Source organism: Caballeronia sp. KNU42 (assembly GCF_053760385.1).
The window spans coordinates 3,255,212-3,271,617 of the sequence record NZ_CM132388.1; the positions used below are offsets into that span (position 1 = coordinate 3,255,212).

16 protein-coding genes are annotated in these 16,406 nt (G+C 60.3%); 11 read left to right on the forward strand and 5 right to left on the reverse strand.

Features of this window, described 5'->3' with window-relative positions:
- Nucleotides 1-32 precede the first annotated feature (32 nt).
- On the reverse strand, nucleotides 33-308 hold the full coding sequence (locus ACSOSP_RS14700; protein WP_455307764.1) for an accessory factor UbiK family protein: 276 nt from the start codon (nucleotides 306-308) through the stop codon (nucleotides 33-35).
- A 464-nt stretch (nucleotides 309-772) separates the two neighbouring features.
- Here ACSOSP_RS14700 and ACSOSP_RS14705 point away from each other — a divergent pair, with 464 nt between their 5' ends.
- From ACSOSP_RS14705 to ptsP, 7 genes are all read left to right on the forward strand, one after another.
- Entirely contained in the window at nucleotides 773-1,111 is a 339-nt protein-coding gene (locus tag ACSOSP_RS14705) for a P-II family nitrogen regulator (protein ID WP_031364354.1), read from the forward strand.
- Between the two features lie 32 nt (nucleotides 1,112-1,143).
- Nucleotides 1,144-2,619 (forward strand): ammonium transporter, encoded by a 1,476-nt coding sequence (locus ACSOSP_RS14710; RefSeq protein ID WP_455307767.1) that lies wholly within the window; start codon nucleotides 1,144-1,146, stop codon nucleotides 2,617-2,619.
- Between the two features lie 315 nt (nucleotides 2,620-2,934).
- Nucleotides 2,935-4,224 (forward strand): glutamate--cysteine ligase, encoded by a 1,290-nt coding sequence (gshA, locus tag ACSOSP_RS14715; protein WP_455307769.1) that lies wholly within the window; start codon nucleotides 2,935-2,937, stop codon nucleotides 4,222-4,224.
- Nucleotides 4,225-4,378: 154 nt separating this feature from the next.
- A complete protein-coding gene (gene gshB, locus ACSOSP_RS14720; protein ID WP_455307771.1) occupies nucleotides 4,379-5,335 on the forward strand; it encodes a glutathione synthase in 957 nt (318 codons plus the stop codon).
- A 341-nt stretch (nucleotides 5,336-5,676) separates the two neighbouring features.
- Nucleotides 5,677-6,180, forward strand: coding sequence for a PTS sugar transporter subunit IIA (locus tag ACSOSP_RS14725; protein ID WP_455307773.1), 504 nt, complete (start codon nucleotides 5,677-5,679; stop codon nucleotides 6,178-6,180).
- A 123-nt stretch (nucleotides 6,181-6,303) separates the two neighbouring features.
- Nucleotides 6,304-6,573, forward strand: a complete 270-nt coding sequence (locus ACSOSP_RS14730; RefSeq protein ID WP_031364349.1) for an HPr family phosphocarrier protein — start codon at nucleotides 6,304-6,306, stop codon at nucleotides 6,571-6,573.
- Nucleotides 6,574-6,831: 258 nt separating this feature from the next.
- Nucleotides 6,832-8,592: a phosphoenolpyruvate--protein phosphotransferase gene (ptsP, locus tag ACSOSP_RS14735; protein WP_455307775.1), complete on the forward strand. Its 1,761-nt coding sequence runs from the start codon at nucleotides 6,832-6,834 to the stop codon at nucleotides 8,590-8,592.
- On the opposite strand, the gene ACSOSP_RS14740 is transcribed toward ptsP, so the two are convergent.
- The 4 genes from ACSOSP_RS14740 to gpmA all read right to left on the reverse strand — a co-directional run bounded on the left by ACSOSP_RS14740 (nucleotide 8,580) and on the right by gpmA (nucleotide 13,886).
- On the reverse strand, nucleotides 8,580-9,803 hold the full coding sequence (locus ACSOSP_RS14740) for an autotransporter strand-loop-strand O-heptosyltransferase (RefSeq protein ID WP_455307777.1): 1,224 nt from the start codon (nucleotides 9,801-9,803) through the stop codon (nucleotides 8,580-8,582). The two genes, ptsP and ACSOSP_RS14740, sit on opposite strands and share 13 nt — an antisense overlap.
- 148 nt (nucleotides 9,804-9,951) lie before the next feature.
- Nucleotides 9,952-10,710, reverse strand: coding sequence for a HesA/MoeB/ThiF family protein (locus ACSOSP_RS14745; protein ID WP_455307779.1), 759 nt, complete (start codon nucleotides 10,708-10,710; stop codon nucleotides 9,952-9,954).
- A gap of 273 nt (nucleotides 10,711-10,983) precedes the next feature.
- A complete protein-coding gene (locus ACSOSP_RS14750) occupies nucleotides 10,984-12,594 on the reverse strand; it encodes a S41 family peptidase (protein WP_455307781.1) in 1,611 nt (536 codons plus the stop codon).
- Between the two features lie 545 nt (nucleotides 12,595-13,139).
- Nucleotides 13,140-13,886 (reverse strand): 2,3-diphosphoglycerate-dependent phosphoglycerate mutase, encoded by a 747-nt coding sequence (gpmA, locus tag ACSOSP_RS14755; protein ID WP_158937138.1) that lies wholly within the window; start codon nucleotides 13,884-13,886, stop codon nucleotides 13,140-13,142.
- A gap of 199 nt (nucleotides 13,887-14,085) precedes the next feature.
- Here gpmA and ACSOSP_RS14760 point away from each other — a divergent pair, with 199 nt between their 5' ends.
- The 4 genes from ACSOSP_RS14760 (at nucleotide 14,086) to ACSOSP_RS14775 (ending at nucleotide 16,399) form a co-directional block, all read left to right on the forward strand.
- The gene (locus tag ACSOSP_RS14760) at nucleotides 14,086-14,511 is read left to right on the forward strand and encodes a rhodanese-like domain-containing protein (protein ID WP_455307783.1); all 426 of its coding nucleotides are present in this window, start codon (nucleotides 14,086-14,088) and stop codon (nucleotides 14,509-14,511) included.
- Nucleotides 14,508-14,768: a glutaredoxin 3 gene (grxC, locus tag ACSOSP_RS14765; RefSeq protein ID WP_455307785.1), complete on the forward strand. Its 261-nt coding sequence runs from the start codon at nucleotides 14,508-14,510 to the stop codon at nucleotides 14,766-14,768. Before ACSOSP_RS14760 ends, grxC begins: the two co-directional genes overlap by 4 nt.
- A 134-nt stretch (nucleotides 14,769-14,902) precedes the next feature.
- A complete protein-coding gene (gene secB, locus ACSOSP_RS14770; RefSeq protein ID WP_031364341.1) occupies nucleotides 14,903-15,376 on the forward strand; it encodes a protein-export chaperone SecB in 474 nt (157 codons plus the stop codon).
- 24 nt (nucleotides 15,377-15,400) lie between these two features.
- A complete protein-coding gene (locus ACSOSP_RS14775) occupies nucleotides 15,401-16,399 on the forward strand; it encodes an NAD(P)H-dependent glycerol-3-phosphate dehydrogenase (protein ID WP_455307788.1) in 999 nt (332 codons plus the stop codon).
- Nucleotides 16,400-16,406 lie beyond the last annotated feature (7 nt).

Consider the following 16,406-nt stretch of genomic DNA (forward strand, 5'->3'; position numbering starts at 1 on the left):
TAGCCGATGACACGCTTTAGACCATCTGCACTTCAGTCCTGAGCACTGGACGAACTGGACGTCGGTCCGCCGCCGAGCTTCGCTTCCAGTTGCGCGACGCGTTGTTCCAGTTCCTCCAGGCGAGCGCGCGTGCGCACGAGCACTTGTGTCTGAGTATCGAATTCGTCGCGAGTCACCAGGTCCAGCTTCGAAAAACCCTGCGACAGCATGGCTTTCATATTCTTTTCAATGTCCTTGGCCGGCGAATTCTTCAGCAGTTCGCTCATCTTGGCCTGGAAATCATTGAATACGTCGTTGGGTTGTTTCATACAATTTTCCTCTTGCGCACCATTAAAGTGCATTCATTGTTAGCTCAGTGCTCCGGCAAACCGGATGATCCATTTTGGTGCGTACTCTGGCGCGCTACGAGAACCTCATGGCCTCTACGCGGCACGATTTTGCGCTTTGGAGCGTGTCCGTTTGCCTGGACCTTGCGAGCACTCTAGCAACGATCCACGGTGCGCGCCAGCGACCGCAAGCGGCGTTGGCCATCCGGTCTACCCCACGCATTACAGGCCTTGCGAGCCAGACAGCAGGCCGCGGACGCGCGCATGGCATACGAGTTGCATATGTGCCCCGGGCCTTGTCCGTGCGCGCTTTTCCGGGCGGTTGACAATGCGGCGTGGCGCATCAGACGCCGCTCGCGACGGACATGAGGCAGCGAGGGATCAGGCATGGGACCAGATTAAGGCGCTATAGCGCCAACTCTGTTCGACACCACAGCGAGGGAAAAATGAAGCTCATTACCGCAATCATCAAGCCGTTCAAGCTCGACGAAGCACGCGAAGCGTTGTCGGCTATCGGCGTCTCGGGCATCACCGTGACCGAGGTAAAAGGCTTCGGCCGCCAGAAAGGCCATACGGAGCTGTATCGCGGCGCCGAGTACGTGGTCGATTTCCTGCCGAAAGTGAAGATCGAAGCAGCGGTCTCCGACGACATTGTCGACCAGGCGATCGAAGCGGTCGAGCGTGCGGCCCGCACGGGCAAGATCGGCGACGGCAAGATCTTCGTCACTCCGATTGAACAAGTCATTCGCATTCGCACCGGTGAAACCGGCGCGGACGCTCTCTAATAAAAGACACGGCGATAAGAGGAAACAGCAGAATGCGTAAATTATTGATGTCCTTGTTGATGGCGGGGTCGCTGCTGGGAGTCAGCGCCGGCACCGTGATGGCGCAGGATGCGTCCGCACCGGCGGCTGCTTCGGCCGCGGCTTCAGACACGACCGCGGCAGCGCCTGCAAGCGCACCCGATACAGCCAGTGCGGCCACGGCAGCATCGGCGGCGGCTCCCGCTTCCGGCGCATCCGATGCCGCAGCGGCGCCCGCCGCACCGACGGAACCGTTCTCTGTTGATTCGTCGAAGATCAACTCCGGCGACACCGCCTGGATGCTGACCTCCACCGCCCTCGTGCTGTTCATGACGATCCCGGGCCTTGCGCTCTTCTACGCGGGCATGGTCCGCAAGAAGAACGTGCTCGCGACCGTGATGCAGAGCTTCGCAATCTGCTGCCTGGTCACGATCCTCTGGACCGTGGTGGGCTACAGCCTTGCGTTCACGCCGGGTAACGCGTTCATCGGCGGCTTCTCGCGGGTGTTCCTGCACGGCATGAACTACATCCACGGCGACAAGGCGACCACCCTGACCGTCAGCCACCTGGCTCCGACGATTCCGGAATCGGTCTACTTCGTCTACCAGATGACGTTCGCGATCATCACGCCGGCGCTGATCGCCGGTGCGTTCGCAGACCGGATGAAGTTCTCCGCGATGCTCGTGTTCATGGGATTGTGGACGATCATCGTCTACTCGCCGATCGCTCACATGGTCTGGGAACCGACGGGCTGGTTGTCGGCCGCTGGCATCCTGGACTTCGCAGGCGGCACGGTGGTTCACATCAACGCCGGTATCGCAGGTCTGGTGTGCTGCCTGGTGCTCGGCAAGCGGGTCGGTTATGGCCGCGAAGTCATGGCGCCGCACAACCTCGTGCTCTCGCTGATCGGTGCTTCCATGTTGTGGGTCGGCTGGTTCGGCTTCAACGCGGGTTCGGCAGTGGCGGCTGACGGCCGTGCCGGTTTCGCGATGTTGACGACGCAAGTCGCGACCGCATTTGCCGCGTTCGGCTGGATGTTCGCGGAGTGGCTGGCCAAGGGCAAGCCTTCGGTGCTCGGCATTATCTCGGGCGCGGTGGCAGGCCTGGTGGCCATTACGCCGGCTTCGGGTTATGTCGGCGTGACCGGCGCAATCGTGATCGGTATTGCGGCTGGCGTGGTCTGCTTCTGGTCGGCAACGTGGCTCAAGACGAAGCTCGGCTACGACGATTCGCTCGACGCGTTCGGCGTCCACGGCGTGGGCGGTATTCTCGGTGCGCTCCTGACCGGCATCTTCGCGGTCAAGGACATTGGCGGCGCGGACGGCAGCATCCTGCTGCAAGCCAAGGGCGTGCTCACCACGCTGGTCTACAGCGGCGTGGTCAGTTTCGTGCTTTTGAAGGTTATCGACATGGTCATGGGTCTGCGTGTCACAGAAGAAGAGGAACGTGAAGGCCTCGACGTGACGCTGCATGGCGAACACGTCGAATAAGAAGTTTTTTTGATGGGGGCGATGCCCGGCGCGAGAGGCCGCGGCGTCATCCCCATGATCGAGCGCAAGCTATGGCAATGCGGCTCCGAGACAAGCGCAGCGATTTTTGCCCGCCCATTACCGGCGGGCATTTTTTTGCCTTGGTTTTTGCCCTGGCTTTTGTCCCGATTTTGTACGAGGTAATGGTTTCTGGCGGACGGCATTGGTGCGAACAGCGGCACGAACCGTGCGAATAGGCTTGGGAAAAGGGAGTTCATACCCAAATACGTGGGGCGTTTGTTCTACAATCTTTCCTCTTAAGTCCGCGAGTCATCAATGGTTCCGCACCTCGTTACGGCTTTAAACGGCCCTTTGCTCGATCTCGAGCGAAAGATACTCGACGCGACGCCGTCCATCGAACGCTGGTTTCGGCTGGAGTGGCAGGAACATACCCCGCCGTTCTACTGCTCGGTAGACCTGCGCAACGCCGGTTTCAAGCTCGCTCCGGTCGATACCAACCTGTTCCCCGGCGGCTTCAATAACCTGCCGGTGGAAGTGTTGCCGCTTGCCGTGCAAGCCGCCATGGCGTCGATCGAAAAGATCTGTCCCGACGCGAAGAACCTGCTCGTGATCCCCGAGCGCCACACACGCAATGCGTTTTATCTCGAGAACGTCGCGCGGCTCGCGACCATCATGCGTCAGGCCGGGCTGAACATCCGCTTCGGCACGCTCGATGAAAACATTCACGGACCGGTCACCATCGCGCTCGCGGACGGGCAGAAGATCGTCCTGGAACCGCTCGAACGCACGCCGCGCCGGCTGGGACTGAAAAACTTCGATCCCTGCTCGATCCTGCTGAACAACGACCTGTCCGGCGGCATTCCGCCGGTGCTGGAAAATCTCCATGAGCAGTTCCTGCTGCCGCCGTTGCACGCCGGCTGGGCCGTGCGCCGCAAATCGAATCACTTTTCCTGCTACGACGACGTCGCGAAGAAGTTTTCAAAGCTCGTCGAGATCGATCCGTGGATGATCAACCCGTATTTCGCGCACGTGGAAGGCGTGGATTACGAGGCGCGTACCGGCGAGGAAGCGCTGGCGGATGCCATCGATGGCGTGTTGAAGAAGATTGCGAAGAAATACCGGGAGTATGGGATCAGCGAAAAGCCGTACGTCGTCATCAAAGCCGATGCCGGCACGTATGGCAAAGGCGTGATGACGGTACACGACGCGTCCGAAGTCGCCGCGCTGACCAAACGCGAACGCGTGAAGATGAACGACGCGAAGGATGGCCTCGAAGTCCACGACGTGATCGTGCAGGAAGGCGTGCATACGTTCGAGCGCGTGGAAAATGCAGTCGCCGAGCCGGTGGTCTACATGATCGACCGCTATGTGGTTGGCGGGTTTTATCGTGTGCATGATTCTCGTGACCGCGACCAGAACCTCAACGCACCGGGCATGCATTTCGTGCCGCTCGGCTTCGAGCACACGGCCCTGCCCGACGCCCACGCGAAGCCCGGCGCCGCGCCGCCGAACCGCTTCTATATGTATGGCGTGGTGGCCAGGTTGGGGTTGCTTGCGGCATCGGTGGAGCTGGAAAAGACCGATCCCGAAGCCATTCAGGTCTAAGCTTCACCCCATCACGACGGCCGCACGAAGTTGCGGCCGTTTTGCACTTCAGGCGCGAAGGCGCGCGACGTGTTAAAAATCGCGTATTGCAGGACTGACGGCAACGCGTATTTACATCGATCAAATCAAGGCCGAACGGCCGCTCTGGACGCTTATGGACATCCTTTTTATCGCCGATCCGCTCGATCACTTCAAGATCTACAAAGACACGACCTACGCGATGATGGCCGAAGCCGCGCGTCGCGGACACGCGATCTATGTTTGCGAGCCGCAGCATCTGGCGTGGGTCGGCACGAAAGTGGAAGGAACGGTTCAGCGCGTGACCATAGTCGGCGACGAAGCCGATTCCGCGCGCTCGCCATGGTACGAAGCTGCCGCGCCGGAGATCCTCGACCTCAAGCATTTCGGCGCAGTCCTGATGCGCAAAGACCCGCCGTTCGACATGGAATATGTGACGTCCACGTGGCTCCTGGAACTGGCCGAACGGACCGGCGCGCGCGTCTTCAACAAGCCGAGCGCGATCCGCGACCACTCGGAAAAGCTGGCGATCGGCGAGTGGCCGGAATTCGTCGTGCCCACGCTGGTTACCCGCGATGCCGCGCGCTTGCGTTCTTTCCATGCCGAACACGGCGACGTGATCCTGAAGCCGCTGGACGGCATGGGCGGCATGGGGGTGTTTCGCGTGAAAGCCGACGGCATGAACCTCGGCACGATTGTGGAAATGCTCAGCGACAACGGCGCGCGCAGCGTCATGGCGCAAAAGTTCATCCCGCAAATCACCGATGGCGACAAACGCATCCTGCTGATCGGCGGACAACCCGTGCCGTATTCGCTTGCCCGGATTCCGCAAGGCAACGAAGTTCGCGGCAACCTGGCCGCCGGCGGATTGGGCGTCGCGCAACCGCTCACCGAGAACGATCGCAAGATTGCCGAAACGCTAGGACAGACGCTTTTCGAGCGCGGCTTGCTACTGGTCGGACTCGATGCTATCGGCGACTATCTGACCGAAGTGAACGTGACCAGTCCGACGTGCTTCCGCGAGATCATGGACCAGACAGGTTTCGATGTAGCCGGCATGTTCATCGATGCATTGGAACGAGCGGCGGCTTAGTGGCGTGAGCAGGGACACGAAGGGAGGAATTAGAGGCGGCTGTCGAAGAGGGCAGTTCGCCCGTTGATTTCTCCTAGACTGTTACAATCTCCCCCTCATGAGATTCGTTTCGTGGCGCGATCCGGCCCCGAAATTGAGAGTGGAAACTTGCTGCAGCGCACTGCGCTGCGCATAACGTGCGAAATCCGACTAAGCTTAGGTATTGGCGATTGTTGAGATTTCTGCACCCGGATCGATGTTGCAGTCGCGTTTTGCAGTATTTGGCATCGCAATTGGCATACATAACGCAAGTTCCCACGATTTCCGACGTATCTCGTCGCTTTGGGGCAGCACACTCTGACATGGCTGGCATTCTAATCATTGCGCACGCTCCGTTCGCTTCGGCGTTACGTGAGTGCATTACCCACATCTACGGCGGTCTGCCCGCTCGCATCGGTGCGATCGATGTGAAGCCGGATTGCGATCCCGTCGAAGTCCGCGCGTTTGCACGCTCCGAAATCGACCGTCTGAAGGAAGAAAACGGCGCGATCGTCCTCACGGACGTGTTCGGGGCAACGCCTGCGAATATCGCGCAAAGTTTGGCGAGCAACAGCGTACGCGTGCTCGCCGGCGTCAATCTGCCAATGCTGGTGCGCGCGGTCTGCTACAGGACCACGCCGCTCGACACGCTGGCTGAAAAATCGCTGCAGGGGGGATCGAAGGGCATTCAGGAACTCGATGCCTCGACACCCGCCAACCCTTGCGCAATTGCCAGTGCGGCCGCCGCCGCCGCTGCTGCCGTGACCAGTTGCGCTGTAGGCGCTGCCGCGACCAGTTGCATGCCCGCCAAGGTGGCAAGTCACTGAGTGGCATCCGGGCTGAGTTGAGTTACCCCGGTGTCAGCACACTGGCAGCAAGTTGAAAAGTCCGTTAAAAAGCATTGACCCAGCTGCATTGCGTCAGCCCTCTCACTTAGCGCCCGGAGCATCATGCTGCAACAGGAAACAACCATCGTGAACAAGCTGGGTCTGCACGCGCGTGCTTCGGCCAAGCTCACACAACTGGCGGGAAATTTTCAATGCGAGATCTGGATGAGCCGCAACGGCCGCCGGATCAATGCGAAAAGCATCATGGGCGTGATGATGCTCGCAGCGGGAATCGGCAGCACGGTGACAATTGAAACCGAAGGCTCCGACGAAGCAGAAGCGATGAAGGGCATCCTTGCGCTTATCGCAGATAAATTTGGCGAAGGACAATGACGTTGTCCTGCCTGCAGCACTGAAAAAAGCCGCGCATCGACGCGGCTTTTTTGTGTCCGTAGTCATGGCGCCGACATGCGCGGCGGGGACTCGAGTGACGCTGACATGCCGCGCAATAAACTTCGTCATTTTGTGACAGAAACTTGCTGCACCGCAAAGGGTGCCGGATCGTGTTCGAATTTATAATGGTGCGCGGACTCGCACTGCCAGCCGGTGGTCGACAAACCGTGAGACACCCATAACTAGAGAGAGGTGCGCGTGTCGTTCACGCTGCATGGAATTCCCGTTTCGCGCGGTATCGCCATCGGCCGCGCGTATTTGATCGCGGCGGCTGCACTCGATGTCGATCACTATCTGGTCGAACCGGATCGCATCGACAGTGAAATTGAACGCTTTCACGCGGCGCAGGCGCAGGTGCACGCAGAGCTGGATGCGCTGCGCGACGACCTGGCTGCGGATGCCCCCAGCGAGATGGGCGCGTTTATCAACGTCCACTCCATGATCCTGAACGACGCCATGCTCGTTCACGAAACCATCGATCTCGTGCGTACGCGCCGCTATAACGTGGAATGGGCGCTGACCGAGCAGCTTGAAATCCTGAGCCGCCATTTCGACGATATCGAAGACGAATATTTGCGCGAGCGCAAAGCCGATATTCAACAGGTGGTCGAGCGCGTGCTGAAGGCGCTGGCCGGCGCACCGTCAACCGCTACGCTCGTCGTGGATGGGGCCGCGACCAACGGCCACAGCGACATGATCGTGGTCGCCCATGACATAGCGCCCGCGGACATGCTGCAGTTCAAGACCCAAGCGTTCAAAGGTTTCGTGACGGACCTCGGCGGCCGTACGTCGCACACGGCGATCGTCGCCCGCAGTCTCGGCATTCCCGCGTCGGTCGGCGTGCAGCAGGCAAGCGCGCTGATCCGGCAGAACGACTTGATCATCGTGGATGGGGATCACGGCATCGTGATCGTCGATCCCGCGCCGATCGTGTTGGAAGAGTATTCGTACCGGCAGAGCGAAAAGGTGTTGGAGCAGCGCAAGCTGCAGCGCCTCAAGTTCTCGCCGACGCAAACGTTGGACGGCACCAAGATCGACTTGTGCGCGAACATCGAATTACCCGACGACGCCAAGACGGCGCTCGATGCGGGCGCCATGGGCGTGGGTTTGTTCCGCAGCGAATTCCTGTTCATGAATCACAAGGACGAGCTGCCGGAAGAGGAAGAGCAATTCGCGGCCTACCGGCGGGCGATCGAGCTGATGAAGGGCCGGCCGGTCACCATCCGCACGATCGACGTGGGCGCGGACAAGCCGCTCGAATCCATGAGCGGCGGCGACGGTTACGAGACCGCGCAAAACCCGGCGCTGGGTTTGCGGGCGATCCGCTGGAGCCTGTCCGAGCCGCAGATGTTCATGACGCAATTGCGGGCAATCTTGCGGGCATCGGCGTTCGGCCGGGCGAAGATCCTGATCCCCATGCTCGCGCATGCGCAGGAAATCGACCAGACGCTCGACCTGATTCACGAAGCGAAGCGCCAGTTGGACGACGCGGGTATTGAGTACGATCGCAACATTCAGGTTGGCGCGATGATCGAGATTCCGGCGGCCGCGATTGCCGTGCGGCTGTTCCTGAAGCGGCTGGATTTCCTGTCGATCGGGACTAACGACCTGATCCAGTACACGCTGGCAATCGATCGCGCCGATAACGCCGTCGCGCATCTTTACGACCCGTTGCATCCGGCGGTGTTGCACCTGATCGCGTTCACGCTGCGTGAAGCGAAGGTCGCAGGCGTCCCCGTGTCCGTGTGCGGTGAAATGGCCGGCGATCCTTCCGTGACGCGCCTGCTGCTCGGCATGGGCCTCACCGAGTTTTCGATGCACCCAAGCCAGTTGCTCGTGGTCAAGCAAGAGATCCTGCGGGCGGATCTGAAGGCGTTGCAAAAGCCGGTGGCGGACGTGCTCGCCGCGTATGAACCCGCGGAGTTGCTCGCCGCTCTGGCGTTGCTTCAGAAGGTCTGAGCGAGGTTGCGCTCGTCGATGAGTTTATCGACGATGCGCATCACGAACTCAGGTGTGATGATGGCCGTGCATTGAAACGGCTGCGACTTGTCGAAGCGGTGCGGGCACCACGCGAAATTCTCCGAATCGAACTCGACGGTTGTATCGTTGAAGCAGCTATTGCAACTGTGGAAGTTGATCACGCGATACGGCGTGTGGAACTCGGTCGACGGATGCGAGAAACCGCTGATCATGATCACAGGTGTGCCTGCCGCCCATGCGAGCCACGACAGCCCGCTCCCCAATCCGATAAAAAAATCCGCGTGATGCAGCAGGCTTACGCGTTCCTGCAATGGCTGGTTGCCGGTGAAGTCTTCGGCGCCTTCCGGCATGGTGTTCATGTGTTGCGCGTTGCCGTAGCGCTTGTCGCGGTCGATGCATAACACCCGATAACCCCGCGCTTTCAAATGCTCGATCAACGTTGCCCAGCCTCGCGGGTTGTTCCAGTACTTGCATTGCGCGGTGGCCTGCGTCGCGATGCATACGTAACGTTCGGCAATCTTGCGCGTCTTATCCGCGATGACCAGATTCGGCTTGCGTTCCTGGCACGGTACACCAAGCAGATACGCGGCGATGTCCTGCAGGTTGCTCACGCGCGGATCGGTGGGTTGATGATCGCGTTCCGAAAACGGCTTGAACAGGCCGACGTAATACGTCGCGTAGTACGTGTCCCGGTTGCGATCCGGTTCGGCTTCTGCATCGATGTGGAGATGGGGATAGCTGTCGCGATAAAGCGCTTCCAGATGCGCCGGCAACAGCACGTGGATTTCGCATTGATGTTGCTCACGGAATGCATCGATGACCGGCAGCCACGCGAGCGAATCGCCTAACGCCAGCGAGCGCATGTGGATGCGCACTTTTTGGTTGGTGGCATCGAACGAATGGCGGAACACGAGCCGCTCGCCATCGAATACTTCCAGCAGGAAACGCACGAAATATTTGCGCCTGCTCGTGATCACCGCATTGGCTTGCGCGGTTTCGTCGAGAAGCACATTGAACGTGTCGAGATCGATCATCCGGACGCGCCATCCGTCTACAGGCACTTGCACGCGGCAGCCGTAGTTGAAATCGTAGAGGATGCCTTCGGGTCCGGTCTGGGACGCAATGCCAGGCTGAGCAAATTCGGTTTCCGTCCTGCCGCGTTGCGTGTGCCGCGTTTCGGTCTCGTTCATGTGTTCTCCAATTGCATTGAAAGCGTAGCGGCCACGATAGGCTGGCCCGGCGCTTAGGAAAATTGGAGAACTCTTAAATTTGAGACAGCGGCGTCAATAGACGTTCGCGTGGCAAGTGGATGGGGTTTTGCGATCGCGCTTGAACAGACTATTTCTGTGCGTGGCTTCCGCATACCGGGCAGGTTGCCTGCCGTGCGATGCGCATCGTGTTCCATTCCATACGCAGCGAATCGAGCATCATCAGGCGGCCTTCGAGCGTAGTGCCGAACCCGCCTACTACGCGCAACGCCTCGGCCGCCTGCATGGCGCCGATAATGCCGACCGTCGGCGAGAAGACGCCCATGGTCGAGCACGCGACTTCCTCGAAGGCGTCGTCCGGCGGAAACACACATGCGTAGCAGGGCGATTCATCCGAGCGAAAGTCGAAGGTGCTGATCTGGCCATCGAAGCGAAGTGCTGCGCCGGAGACGAGCGGCACGCCGTGGGCGAAACAGGCAGCGTTGATCGCGTGGCGGGTGGCGAAGTTATCGGTGCAATCGAGCACGACGGTGGCGCTCGGGACGTGGGCGTCGAGCCAGGCTGCATCGGCGCGAACTGCGACTGTGGTCACCTTCACGCCGGGGTTGAGCGCGGCGAGCGTAGCGCGGGCCGACTCCACCTTCGGTTCGCCGACCGATGCACTTGTGTGCAGGATCTGGCGCTGGAGATTGGTGAGATCGACGGAATCGGCATCGACCAGCGTGATCTCTCCGACACCCGCCGCCGCCAGATACATCGCGGCGGGCGACCCGAGCCCACCCGCACCGATGATGATGGCGTGTGCATCGAGAAAGCGTTGTTGCGCTTCAATGCCGATTTCGTCGACGAGGATGTGCCGGGAATAGCGGAGAAGCTGGTCGTCGTTCATCGAGCGCTCAAGTAGGCTACGACCGGAACGCCTGGCAGCAGGAAACAGGCGCAGGCGCGCGATCGCGAAACCGCTATTTTAATCGCGTGTCGAGGTGAGTTGGTGCGGAGCACTTGCTCCGGTCCCATGCAACAGGAAGCTGGGGAGGAGGCGGAAGAGTGCGACTGGCGCGGCGCTATGTTTTGCCGGACGGCGGTGAGGTGAGTTCGCTGCTTGCTGCTGAACCAGTCGGCGCAGACATCAAGCCCGCGCCGACTGAAACCGAGACAAAACTTACTGTGTAGCCGAAGCGGGCGCCGGTGCAGAGGCGGGCGCCGGCGTAGCGTTGGCGCCCGGCACACCTGACGCAGGCGTGTCCGCCCCTGGTGTAGCCGGCAACGCTGGTTTGACAGCGATGGGAGCCGAAGCCGACGGAGCCGGCTTATCCTGCGCGAGCTTGCGTTCGGAATAAGACTTCGATTCCTGCACCGGCTTGCCCTCAAGCTTGTTCAGCGCTTGCGTGAGCATGAAGTCGTCAGACGTGCCGAAGTCGACCGGCTTGCGCTCGCGATCCTTGCGGCGCTGTTCCGGGGTCTTCTTGTCGTTTTGCTCTTCAAGAATCCGCAGTTGCTCGAGCCGGTCCGCTTCGCGCGCTTCCTGTTCCTTCTTCTCGTCCGGATCCTGCGTATTGGCCAGGTGGTTCGAATAATCCACTTCGCGCGTGACGAGAGCGTCGTCCGGATCACCCTCAGCGTATTGATCGACTGGAACGTCCGGGCGGATGCCCTTGTTCTGGATCGATCTGCCGCTCGGTGTGTAGTAATACGCGGTGGTCAGGCGCAGCGCGGTGTCGGCGGTCATTGGCCGGACGGTTTGCACCGAGCCCTTGCCGAACGTGGTCTTGCCGACAATCAACGCGCGATGATGATCCTGCAGCGCGCCCGCGACGATCTCCGAGGCCGACGCCGAGTACGCATTGGTCAACACGACCATGGGCACCTTCTTGAAGATTTCCGGCAGGTTCTTCAGCGGATCAGAGTCGAAGGAGGGCAGGCGATAGTTGTCGTAGGTATCGCGGAAAGTTTGCTTCGCATCCGCGATTTGTCCATTCGTCGACACCACCACGGCGTTATCCGGCAGGAACGCACCGGCTACGCCGACCGCGCTCTGCAGCAAACCGCCGCCATTGTTACGAAGGTCAAGCACCAGGCCCTTCAGGTCCGGCTGCTGGCGCGCGAGATCCTGCAGCTTCGCGGCGAGATCCGGCACTGTGCGTTCCTGGAAGCTCGTGATCCGGATGTAGCCGTAACCCGGCGCCGGAACCTTCATCTTCACGCTCTGCACGCGGATGATTGCGCGCGTGACCGTGACCGGGAAGGTCCGGTCGTCGGTCTTGCGGAAGATGGTCAGCGTGACCTTCGTGCCCGGATCGCCGCGCATTTGCTTGACGGCATTATCCAGTGTCATGCCGCGCACCGGCTTGTCGTTGATGCGCGTGATCAGGTCGCCCGGACGAATGCCGGCGTGGAACGCCGGCGTATCTTCAATAGGCGAAATCACCTTGATCAAGCCATCTTCCGACGAAATTTCGATACCGAGGCCCGCGAAGCGACCCTTGGTCTGCTCCTGAAGCTCTTCGTAGTCGGTTTTATCTAAATATGACGAATGCGGATCGAGGCTCGACACCATGCCCTTGATAGCCGCGGTGAGAAGTTTTTTATCGTCGACCGGCTCGACGTATTCATGCTTGATCTGCCCGAATACTTCGGCAAACAACCGCAATTGATCTAGCGGGAGAGGCGCGGTAGCGGCTTGCTGGGCGGATGCGGACAGTTGCAGCGTTGCAAATACGCCGGTAGCAAGGCCCGCGGCGATCAGGCCGATGTTTTTCAGGTTCTTTCGCATAGAGTCTGTTGCGGTCGGAAGCGGATTAGGCTGCGTCGTGGTTGACTGGGCAGTATAACTGCAAGCCTCGGACCACGACTTAAACGCAGCTTAAAGGGCTTCGCCGGAAATTGAATGGGCGGGTTCTTTTTGTGTGCGGCGGTTTCCAAACCATTATCCGAGCGCAAATGTCGGGCCCGGTTTAAAGATGATTCGCGAAGAGAGAATTTGGGCTGCTTATTTTCGCCCATTCGGACGATAGACGCTGGTGAGCCGGTGGAATGAAGCGTCCGTGCACTCGCCCGGATGGCGGTCGAAATCTCGGCTGTGCCGGCTTGAAGCGTGCAGGCGAAAGGTGGCGTCGCCTTGAACCCGCGCCGCGAGGCCCATGAATCACGGCTGCCTCAAGCGCGCAGCGGCGCGACCCAGTTCGGCAGATCGCTCTGTGCTTAGCGTCGCGAGCGACTGGCACCGCCGGGGAAATACAAGGCCATGCTTCAAGCCAACGGTCACGAGTGCCGGATCAAAGCACCCGCAACCGTCGATCAATCTCGAAACAAAAGCCGTTACCCCGCCTTCCCTTGCTTCGCAACTGCCGCTTGCGCCTTGGCAATCGCCTCCGGGTCGCCGAGATAATAATGCTTGATCGGCTTCAGGTTCTCGTCGAGTTCATACACCAGCGGCACGCCGTTCGGGACATTCAGGCCAACGATGTCGTCGTCGGAAATGCCGTCCAGATACTTGATCAACGCGCGCATGGAATTGCCATGCGCGGCAATCAACACGCGCTTGCCCGACTTGATGGCTGGCGCAATGGACTCGTTCCAGATAGGCATGACGCGGGCGACCGTATCCTTCAGGCATTCGGTCAAAGGCAACTGCTCGCGCGGCACTTTCGCATAACGAGGGTCGTTGAACGCGGTGCGTTCGTCGGACGGATCGAGCGCGGGCGGGGGCGTGTCGTAACTCCTGCGCCAGATCAGCACTTGCTCGTCGCCGTATTTCTTGGCGGTCTCGGCCTTGTTCAGGCCGGAAAGCGCACCGTAATGCCGCTCGTTCAGCCGCCACGAATGGACGACGGGCAAATACATTTCGTCCATCTGGTCCTGCACGTGCCAGAGCGTGCGGATCGCGCGCTTGAGCACCGAGGTGTAGGCCAGGTCAAAGCTGAAGCCGGCTTCCTTCAGCAGCAGGCCGGCCTGCTGGGCTTCATGATTGCCTTGTTCTGTCAGGTCGACGTCGACCCAGCCGGTGAATCGGTTTTCCTTGTTCCACGTGGATTCGCCGTGGCGGATGAGCACTAGCTTGTACATGATGTCCGTTGAGAGGTCGGTTAGTTAGGAAGCGGCAAAAAGCAGGAAACTGGCATCGATTCTGTGCGGCAATGCGTTCTGGCGCAACTCGGCCGATCGGTCGAGTCCATCCCGGAGGACGGTTATTTTATAATGGCTGGATTGTCCCGATTTTTTTCGACCTTTCATTTTTCCACACTCCCAATCCGGCGGTCCCGACGTGAAGTTTTTCACCGATTACACCAACCTTGTTCTTATCGCCGTCGCCCTCATTTCTGGTGGGTTGCTGCTTTGGCCGACGTTTTCGAAGCGCGGCCGCGGAAGTGTTACCGCTCCCGAGGCCGTACAACTGATCAACCGGCGTAATGCCTCCGTGATCGACGTGCGGCCCGCTGCCGAGTATTCGAAAGGGCATCTGCCGGCGGCGCGAAACTTCGATATTTCGGAGCTTCAAGCAAAAAGTGGCCAAATCGCGAAGAATAAGAGCAATCCGGTCTTGCTCGTGTGTCAGACCGGCCAACAGTCCCAGAAGGCGAGCCAGATCGTGAGCGATGCCGGCTACGCTGAAGTCCACGTATTGCAGGGCGGGCTGGATGCCTGGCAGAAAGCCGGCATGCCGGTCGTGAAACAAGGAGCGGTGAAGTGAATAAAGTGATCATGTACAGCACGCAGGTGTGCCCGTATTGCCAGATGGCCGAACGTCTACTAAAGTCGCGCGGCGTGGAAAACGTCGAGAAGGTGCTGATCGACCGTGATCCGGCCCGGCGTGACGAAATGATGACGCGTACAGGGCGCCGAACGGTGCCCCAGGTGTTTATCGGCGAGACGCATGTTGGCGGTTACGACGATCTGTCCGCGCTCGATCGCAAAGGCGGCCTGGTGCCGCTGCTCGACGCCGCCTGAACAAGCAGCGGATCGCCCAGGCCGGGCGCGTCGGCGTGAATGCATTCGCTGCGCAATTAAGCCGCCCGCGGTTTTCAGCCGGAAAAAACCGGAAAAATCGCGAGCGGCACATTAAATAATCAAGGGAATCAACCATGTCTGACGACAACAACCAGCCGTTCTTCAACATCCAGCGCATCTATTTGAAGGACATGTCGCTCGAGCAGCCCAATTCGCCGGGTATTTTCCTCGAGCAGGAAATGCCGTCGGTGGAAGTGGAAGTGGACGTAAAGGCCGAGCGTCTGGCGGAAAGCGTGTTCGAAGTGCTGGTGACGGGCACCGTGACCGCGAAGGTCTCGGAAAAGGTCGCGTTCCTGATCGAAGCCAAGCAAGCCGGTATTTTCGATATCCGCAATATTCCGGCCGATCAAATCGATCCGCTCGTCGGCATTGCGTGCCCGACCATCCTGTTCCCGTACCTGCGCTCGAACATTGCCGACGCCATCACCCGCGCCGGTTTCCCGCCGATCCACCTCGCCGAGATCAATTTCCAGGCGCTGTACGAACAACGTATTTCGCAGTTGTCGGCAGCTCAGGAAGGCGTGGCCAACGGCGCGACGCTGAACTAAATTACGCACTTTCCGGAGCCGGGCATGCAAGTAGCCGTTCTCGGCGCCGGTGCGTGGGGCACCGCACTGGCTGGCCATCTGGCCACTCGCCACCCCACGGTGCTCTGGGCGCGCGATCGCGCGCTCATCGAGTCCCTATCCCAAACGCACGAAAACGAGCGCTACCTGCGCGGCATAACGCTGCCCGCAGCGCTTCAGTACGACGCGGATCTCGCTTCGGCGCTGGCCCACGGCGCGGCCGAAGACGCTCTGTGCGTGGTGGCAGCACCGGTCGCGGGCTTGCGTGCGTTATGCCGCAACATGCGTGAACTGGGTATTGTTCCTGCGCATATCGTCTGGTTGTGCAAAGGCTTCGAAGCCGATACGCAATGCCTGCCGAACGAGGTGGTGGCGGCCGAATTGCCTCAGCAGATAAGCAACGGCACACTTTCCGGCCCGAGCTTCGCGCGCGAAGTCGGGCTGGGTTTGCCCGTGGCGCTGACCATCGCGAGCGCGTCGGCCACGCTTGGCGAGCGGACCGTTGCCGCGTTTCATCACGGCGCCATGCGCATTTATACCGGCGACGACGTGATTGGCGTGGAAGTGGGCGGCGCGGTGAAGAACGTGCTGGCCATTGCAACCGGCATTGCCGATGGACTCGGCCTGGGCCTCAACGCCCGGGCCGCGTTGATTACGCGCGGACTGGCCGAGATGTCGCGGCTCGGTGTGGCGCTCGGCGGCCGCGCGGAAACCTTCACCGGCCTGACCGGGCTCGGCGACCTGATTCTCACGGCGACGGGAGATTTGTCGCGTAATCGCACGGTGGGTATGCAGTTGGCGACAGGCCGCTCGCTCACCGACATTCTCGCGGCGCTCGGTCATGTGGCCGAGGGCGTGCGATGCGCGCATGCGGTGCTGGCGCTGGCGGAGTCTCATGGCATCGAGATGCCGATCACGCAGGCGGTGTGTCGCGTGCTGTTCGAAAACATCGCCCCGCGTGACGCGGTTCACGCGTTGTTAAGCCGTGACGCAAAAGCGGAGTGAGGGGTCG

Excerpts from the sequence above, each read along its gene's own strand:
- ACSOSP_RS14700 (WP_455307764.1), bottom strand. The coding sequence starts at position 308 with ATGAAACAACCCAACGACGTATTCAATGATTTCCAGGCCAAGATGAGC.
- ACSOSP_RS14705 (WP_031364354.1), top strand. The coding sequence starts at position 773 with ATGAAGCTCATTACCGCAATCATCAAGCCGTTCAAGCTCGACGAAGCA.
- ACSOSP_RS14710 (WP_455307767.1), top strand. The coding sequence starts at position 1,144 with ATGCGTAAATTATTGATGTCCTTGTTGATGGCGGGGTCGCTGCTGGGA.
- gshA (WP_455307769.1), top strand. The coding sequence starts at position 2,935 with ATGGTTCCGCACCTCGTTACGGCTTTAAACGGCCCTTTGCTCGATCTC.
- gshB (WP_455307771.1), top strand. The coding sequence starts at position 4,379 with ATGGACATCCTTTTTATCGCCGATCCGCTCGATCACTTCAAGATCTAC.
- ACSOSP_RS14725 (WP_455307773.1), top strand. The coding sequence starts at position 5,677 with ATGGCTGGCATTCTAATCATTGCGCACGCTCCGTTCGCTTCGGCGTTA.
- ACSOSP_RS14730 (WP_031364349.1), top strand. The coding sequence starts at position 6,304 with ATGCTGCAACAGGAAACAACCATCGTGAACAAGCTGGGTCTGCACGCG.
- ACSOSP_RS14740 (WP_455307777.1), bottom strand. The coding sequence starts at position 9,803 with ATGAACGAGACCGAAACGCGGCACACGCAACGCGGCAGGACGGAAACC.
- ACSOSP_RS14745 (WP_455307779.1), bottom strand. The coding sequence starts at position 10,710 with ATGAACGACGACCAGCTTCTCCGCTATTCCCGGCACATCCTCGTCGAC.
- ACSOSP_RS14750 (WP_455307781.1), bottom strand. The coding sequence starts at position 12,594 with ATGCGAAAGAACCTGAAAAACATCGGCCTGATCGCCGCGGGCCTTGCT.
- gpmA (WP_158937138.1), bottom strand. The coding sequence starts at position 13,886 with ATGTACAAGCTAGTGCTCATCCGCCACGGCGAATCCACGTGGAACAAG.
- secB (WP_031364341.1), top strand. The coding sequence starts at position 14,903 with ATGTCTGACGACAACAACCAGCCGTTCTTCAACATCCAGCGCATCTAT.
- ACSOSP_RS14775 (WP_455307788.1), top strand. The coding sequence starts at position 15,401 with ATGCAAGTAGCCGTTCTCGGCGCCGGTGCGTGGGGCACCGCACTGGCT.